Genomic DNA, 7,476 nt, shown 5'->3' on the forward strand with positions numbered 1-7,476 from the left:
CCGCCGCCAACCAAAGTGCTCTGGGTATGCACCGTGGAGGCGGTAAGGGTGCGGTCGCCACCACTGAGCGTGACTGCTCCGGCGTAGGTCTGTGTGCCGCTGGTCGTGATGTCCGCGCCAATGTTCGATGCACCGGTCACGCTCAGATTCGTAACACCAGAGACCGTGCCATCGATGTCTGCAACGCCGGTAATCGTCAGTGCATTACCACCACCATCCAAGGTGCTTTGCGTGTTCACAACAGAGGCCGCCAGAATGCGGCTTCCACCGCTGAGCGTCACTGCCCCAGCGTAGGTCTGCGTGCCGCTGGTGGTGACGTCTGCACCAATGCTCGATGTACCGGTCACGCTCAGGTTGGTGAGGCCAGTGACAGCGCCATCGATGTCTGCCGCAGCCAAGATGGTCAACGCATTGCCGCCTCCCACCAAGGTGCCCTGAGTGTTCACTGTGGACGCTGTCAAATTGCGATTTCCACCGCTCAAGGTGACTGAGCCAGAGTACGTCTGCGTGCCGCTGGTGGTGATGTCCGCACCGATATTCGATGTGCCTGTCACGCTCAAATTCGTAACGCCGGTGACTGTGCCATCAATGTCTGCTGCACCGGCGATCGTCAACGCATTGCCGCCTCCCACCAAAGTGCTCTGGGTATGCACCGTGGAGGCGGCAAGGGTGCGGTCGCCACCACTGAGCGTGACTGCTCCGGCGTAGGTCTGTGTGCCGCTGGTGGTGATGTCCGCACCCAAGTTGGCCGTGCCGGTGATGCTCAGGTTCGTGACGGCGTTCATTGTGCCGCCAATGTCCGCGTTACCTGTGATACTCAGCGGACTGTTGCCACCAATCAAGGTATCTTGGGTGATGATGGTGCTGCCGGCCAAAGTGCGGTTGCCGCCGCTCAAGGTGACTGCCCCAGCGTAAGTCTGTGTACCAGTGGTCGTGATGTTGGCGCCGATGTTCGATACCCTGCTGATCCTCAAGTTAGTTAGACCTGTGAAGGCACCATCAATATCAGCTGCACCGGCGATCGTCAACGCATTGCCGCCTCCCACCAAAGTGCTCTGGGTATGCACCGTGGAGGCGGTAAGGGTGCGGTCGCCACCACTGAGCGCGACTGCTCCGGCGTAGGTCTGTGTGCCGCTGGTCGTGATGTCCGCGCCAATGTTCGATGCACCGGTCACGCTCAGATTCGTAACACCAGAGACCGTGCCATCGATGTCTGCGACGCCGGTGATCGTCAGTGCATTACCACCACCATCCAAGGTGCTTTGCGTGTTCACAACAGAGGCCGCCAGAATGCGGCTTCCACCGCTGAGCGTCACTGCCCCAGCGTAGGTCTGCGTGCCGCTGGTGGTGATGTCTGCGCCAATGTTCGATAAACCGGTCACACTCAGATTCGTAACTCCAGAGACAGTGCCACCGATGTCTGCGGCGCCGGTGATCGTCAATGCATTGTTGCCACCAACCAAGGTGCCTAGAGTTTTCACTGTGGACGCCGTCAGACTACGGTTACCACCACTCAAGGTGACCGCACCAGAGTAAGTCTGGGCTCCCGTTGTCGTGACGTTCGCGCCGATGTCCGATGTCCCGATTACGCTTAAATTCGTGACGGCAGTGACAGCGCCATCAATGTCCGCAGCACCCGTAATGGTCAGGGCGTTGCCACCACCGGCCAAAGTGCTTTGGGTGTTCACTGTAGACGCCGTCAGATTCCGGTTGCCGCCAATCAGCGTCACCGCACCGGTGTAGGTCTGCGTACCACTGGTGGCAATGTCGGCTCCGAGCGCGACAGCACCATCAATGCTCAAACTGCTGAGAGCCGTGGTTTGACCTACCGCACTTGCGAGCGTCAGATGGCCTGTGCCGCTGACCGTCAGTGCATGAGCACCGTCGATGGCTCCAGCGACCTTGATGGCACCACCCGTGACCCAATGGTTGTCCGCTACAAGGGTGATGTCGCCACCCAACGTGGCTTCACTGGTACTGCTGTTGGTGATTGAACCGCCGTTGTTGATGCCCGTTCCGGTCACGCTCAAGGCATTGGCAATTGTTTTTCCATTCAGATCCAGCGCGGCGCCCGAAGCCACGCTGGCGGCTGCTGTACCTAGCCCCGCGTTCTGCTCCAACTTGACCAAACCCGCGCTGATGGTGGCGCCGCCACTGAAGGTGTTATTGCCTCCCAGCGACAACGTGCCCGAGCCTGTTTTGGTCAACCCGCCCGTGCCTGCTACCACGCCAGCGTAGTTCACGCTCACCGATAGGTCGGTCTGGAAGGTCGCGCCGCTGCTGCCCAATGTGATGCCGCGAGCAGCGGCCAGCGTCACATCGTCAGTCACCTGCAAGGCACCACCGTTGATCATCAAGGCGTTGGCTGCCGCACTGCCCGGAACTGCGCCCAAGTTCCTGTCTGAAGCGATCTTCAGCGTACCTGCGTTGATGGCCACGGCACCCGTGAAGTCGTTGGTACCCGACAAAGTCAAAGTACCCGAGCCCACCTTCGTCAATGCGCCACCGCCCGAAATCACACCCGCGATCGTGTCATCGCCCGCATCGCCCGTGGTCAGTGTCTTGGCACTGGCCAACAACACCGCACCTGCGCCCGACAAACTGTTGATGGTGTCGCTGGACTGCACGCTGTATGTGCCCGAGTTCAGCACATCGGTGGCATCACTCAAGGTGCCCGTCACCGACAAAGTGCCCGCTGCAATGGTGGTGCTGCCGGTGTAGGTGTTGGCGCCCGACAAAGTCAAAGTACCCGAGCCCACCTTCGTCAATGCGCCACCGCCCGAAATCACACCCGCGATCGTGTCATCGCCCGCATCGCCCGTGGTCAGTGTCTTGGCACTGGCCAACAACACCGCACCTGCGCCCGACAAGCTGTTGATGGTGTCGCTGGACTGCACGCTGTAAGTGCCCGAGTTCAGCACATCGGTGGCATCACTCAAGGTGCCCGTCACCGACAAAGTGCCCGCTGCAATGGTGGTGCTACCGGTGTAGGTGTTGGCGCCCGACAAGGTCAAAGTACCCGAGCCCTTCTTCACCAAAAAGCCCGTGCCGCTCACCACGCCATCGATCTTGGAATCTGTGTCTGTGTTGTTGATGCTCAAGGTGTAAGCGTTGGCGCCCGACTGCAGTGCCACTGCGGCCAAGGTGATCCCCGAACCTGCCAGTTCGGCATTGGCGCTCAAGGTGGTGGCACCGGTGTAAGTCTGAGTACCGCTGGTCGTGACATTGGCGCCGATGTTGGAGGCACCCGACACGCTCAGGTTGGTGATGCCACTGAAGTCACCGTCAATAGCCGCTGCACCAATAATGGTCAGCGCGTTACTACCGCCCGCTACGGTGTTGCGGGTGTTAATGGAAGAACCCGCCAGTGTGCGGTCTCCCCCACTCAGGGTGACTGCTCCTAAGTAAGTTTGTGCGCCGCTGGTGCTCACATCAGCTCCAAGCGTGGTCGCGCCAGCGATCTCCAAGCTGGCCAAACTTGCGCTCTGACCCACCCCTGCGAGCAATTGAACGGGCCCGCTCGAGATCGTCAGCGATTGGCCCCCAACAGCATTGGCGTTGACCGCGCCCTGAAGTTTGAGGCCGCCGATACTGCTCCAAGTGCTGTTGCCCAACAAGGTCACTTCGCCATTCAGTGTGGCCACGTTGTTGTTACTGTTGGTGATCGCGCCGCCGTTGCCGATGCCGGTGCCGGTCACGCTCAAAGCATTGGCAATGGTCTTCCCGTTCAGATCCAATGCCGCACCCGAGGCCACGCTGGCTGAAGCCGTTCCCAGGCCAGCGTTATGGCCCAACTTAACCCCACCGGCATTGACTCGAGTGCCGCCGCTGTAGGTATTTTGTGCGTTCAGCTCCAAAATGCCACCACTTGTTTTGGTCAAACGGCCTGCGCCTGAGATGGCACCTGTGACCGTCAGCGTGTCGCCTTGGGCAATGTCAAACGTGCTGTCTGCCGTCATCAAGATGGTGCCGCCCCAGGAGCTGGTCGCGTCCTTCAACGTGCCGCCCTGCAGCACCAAGCTCTCGCCGGCCACCGTCACCCCCGCCAGATCCAACGTGGCGCCACTGGCCAAGGTCGTGCCCCCCGCTGCGCTGCCCAAGCCCGTGTTGCTGGCCACCACCACCGTGCCCGAGCTGATGGTGGTCTCGCCCGTGAAGCTGTTGTTTCCGCTCAAGGTGATCACCCCTGCACCACTGAACGTCAAGCCAAAACTGCCCGTGATGTCCCCCGACAGCGTCAGGCTCGAGCCCGCGCCCGCCTCAATGGTGCTGTCCGCCGTGAGCGTCATGTCCCCACCCAACACACCATTGAGAATTCGGCCACCGGCCACGGTCACTGACTCTTGCACGCTCAATTCGTTCAGGTCCAGCGTGCCGCCGGCCCCCACCGTGGTGCCGCTGCCTGAAGCGGTTGCGCCCAAAGCCTGGCTGTGGCCTAACTTCAAAGTACCCGCATTCACGTCGGTGGTGCCGCTGTAGGTGTTGTCGCCATTGAGGCTCAAGGTGCCCGCGCCCTTCTTCACCAAAGAACCTGTGCCGCTGACCACGCCGTCGATCTTGGAGTCATCGTCAGTGTTGTTGATGCTCAAGGTGTAAGCGTTGGCGCCCGACTGCAGTGCCACTGCGGCCAAGGTGATCCCCGAACCTGCCAATTCAGCGTTGGAGCTCAGGGTGACCGCACCCGTATAGGTTTGTGTGCCGCTGGTGGTGATGTTGGCGCCGATGTTGGTGGTGCCCGAAACACTCAGATTCGTGATGCCAGAGATTGCACCATCAATGTCCGCATCGCCGGTGATGATCAACGCATTACCGCCACCCGCCAGGGTGCTCTGCGTGTTCACGGTCGAGCCGGCCAAGGTGCGATCGCCACCGCTCAGGGTCACCGCGCCCGCATAGGTCTGCGTGCCCGTAGTCGTGACGTTGGCACCAATATTCGAAGTACCCGATACGCTCAGGTTGGTAATTCCTGTGAAGGCACCGTCGATGTCGGCTGCACCCGTGATGGTCAGCGCGTTGCCGCCACCGGCCAAAGTGCTTTGCGTGTTAATGGTGGAACCGGTGAGAGTGCGATCACCCCCACTCAAGGTCACCGCGCCGGCGTAGGTCTGCGTGCCCGTGGTGGTCACGTTGGCACCGATGTTGGAAGCTCCCGAGACGCTCAAGTTGGTGAGGCCTGCGAACGCCCCGTCGATGTCGGCTGCACCCGTGATGGTCAGCGCGTTGCCGCCACCGGCCAAGGTGCTTTGCGTGTTGACGGTAGAACCCGCCAAAGTGGTGGCAGCCGCCAAGATGACCGCACCTTGGTAGGTTTGCGTGCCACTGGTGGTCACGCTATTGGCCAAGGTGGACATGCCAGTCACCGTCAACGCCGATGTGCCCGCCCCGCGCGTGATGCTGCTGCCGCTGGCCATGCTCAAGCTGGCCACCGATTGTGTGGCGCGCAAATCCCAAATCGAGGTGCCACTCAAGGTGACATCGGTCGCGCTGTTCAAAGCCCCCGTCAGCACCAAAGTGCCTGCAGACACCGTGGTGACGCCCGAATAGGTGTTGGTCGCGCTCAGCGTCAGGGTGCCGGCGCCTTTTTTCACCAGTGAACCGTTGCCACTCACCACGCCTGAAATCGTTGAGCCGCTGCTGGTGGTGTTCACCGTCAGTTCATAAGCCGTTGCATTGGACGCCAAAGCCACTGCAGGCAGGGCCAATTCACTGGCTTTCAGTTCGGCGTTGGCCGCGAGCGTGACCGGATCGGCATAACTTTGTGCGCCGCTGGTGGTGACAGCCCCCCCCAATCGGGCTTCACCGGAATGCACCGTCACCATGCCCAAGGCGCCATGGGCGACCGTGCCCACCGAGTTGCCCAAGGTAACGCTGCCGCTGCCCGCCGTAAGGGCCAAGGTATTGGCTTCACCAGATTGCGAATTGACTGTGCCATTCAACACCACATTTGCACCTGCCACCACTTGACTGCTGTCGGTCGTGTCAATCACCAAGTGGTCGTTCAGGGTGAGGTTGCCATTGAAAGTGATGGCCCCACCTGCCGATTGGTAAGAACTGTTGGTTTCAATGCCGCTGGTCGCGGTATAGGTCTGTGCACCTGCAGCCCCCGTTCGCACATCGTGCAAAGCGATGTTGGCCCCGGTGACCGCGATTGACGCCAACGCGGTATTCGCGCCCACGGCATCACCCAAGACCACATTGCCTGCGCCTGCACTCAGCACCAGCGAATACGCGCCATCGACGGCACCTGCGATCGAAATATGACCTGCACCCGCGCCCGTATTGACGGTCAAGGCCTGATTCAGCACCACGGCGTCATTGAAAGTCACTGCGCTGTCGCTGGTCGTCAATGTGGCGGCGGCAGATACCGTGACGGTACCGCCATAGGTTTGAGACCCACTGGTCATGACGTTTGCACCGATGTCAGATGCAGCGCTGATGCTCAAATTTTTGATACCAGCGAAAGCAGCGTCAATGTCCGCTGCGCCGATCATGGTCAGTGCATTGCCGCCACCCACCAAGGTGCTCTGTGTGTTGATGACTGAACCGGCCAAGGTGCGGTCGCCGCCGCTCAGGGTTACGGCCCCCGCATAAGTCTGGGTACCAGTGGTCGTCACGTTGGCGCCGATGTTGGTGGTGCCCGAAACACTCAGATTCGTGATGCCAGTGAACGCACCATCAATGTCCGCAGCACCCGTGATGGTCAAGGCGTTGCCGCCGCCCGCCAAGGTGCTCTGCGTGTTCACGGTCGAGCCGGCCAAGGTGCGATCGCCACCGCTCAGGGTCACCGCGCCCGCATAGGTCTGCGTGCCCGTAGTCGTGACGTTGGCACCAATATTCGAAGTACCCGATACGCTCAGGTTGGTAATTCCTGTGAAGGCACCGTCAATATCCGCAGCGCCCGTGATGGTCAGGGCGTTGTTACCGCCGACCAAGGTGCTCTGCGTGTTCACGGTCGAGCCGGCCAAGGTGCGGTCGCCACCGCTCAGGGTCACAGCTCCTGCGTAAGTCTGGGTGCCAGAGGTGGTGACGTTGGCGCCGATGTTGGAAGCCCCGCTGATGCTCAAAGCGGTCAGGCCCGTGAAGTCACCGTCGATGTCGACCGCACCCGTGATGGTCAAGGCGTTGCCGCCGCCCGCCAAGGTGCTCTGCGTTTTCACGGTCGAGCCGGCCAAGGTGCGGTCTCCGCCGCTCAGCGTCACCGCGCCCGCATAGGTCTGCGTGCCCGTGGTCGTGACGTTGGCACCAATATTCGAAGTACCCGAGACGCTCAAGTTGGTGAGGCCAGAGATTGAACCATCAATGTCTGCTGCACCGGTGATGGTCAGGGCATTGCCGCCACCGGCCACAGTGCTTTGCGTGTTAATGGTCAAGCCAGTCAAAGTACGGTCGCCACCGCTCAAGGTCACCGCACCCACATAAGTTTGGGTGCCGCTGGTGGTGATGTTGGCACCGATGTTGGTGGTGCCCGAAACACTC

1 protein-coding gene is annotated in these 7,476 nt (G+C 60.9%); it reads right to left on the bottom strand.

Going from position 1 to position 7,476, the window contains the following annotated elements; translation table 11 throughout:
* Window positions 1–7,476: autotransporter-associated beta strand repeat-containing protein (locus B9Z37_RS14170; RefSeq protein WP_205872607.1), on the bottom strand; the 7,476-nt coding region annotated here is incomplete at both ends.

Origin of the sequence: Limnohabitans parvus II-B4 (genome assembly GCF_003063455.1) — a bacterium.
GTDB lineage: Bacteria > Pseudomonadota > Gammaproteobacteria > Burkholderiales > Burkholderiaceae_C > Limnohabitans_A > Limnohabitans_A parvus.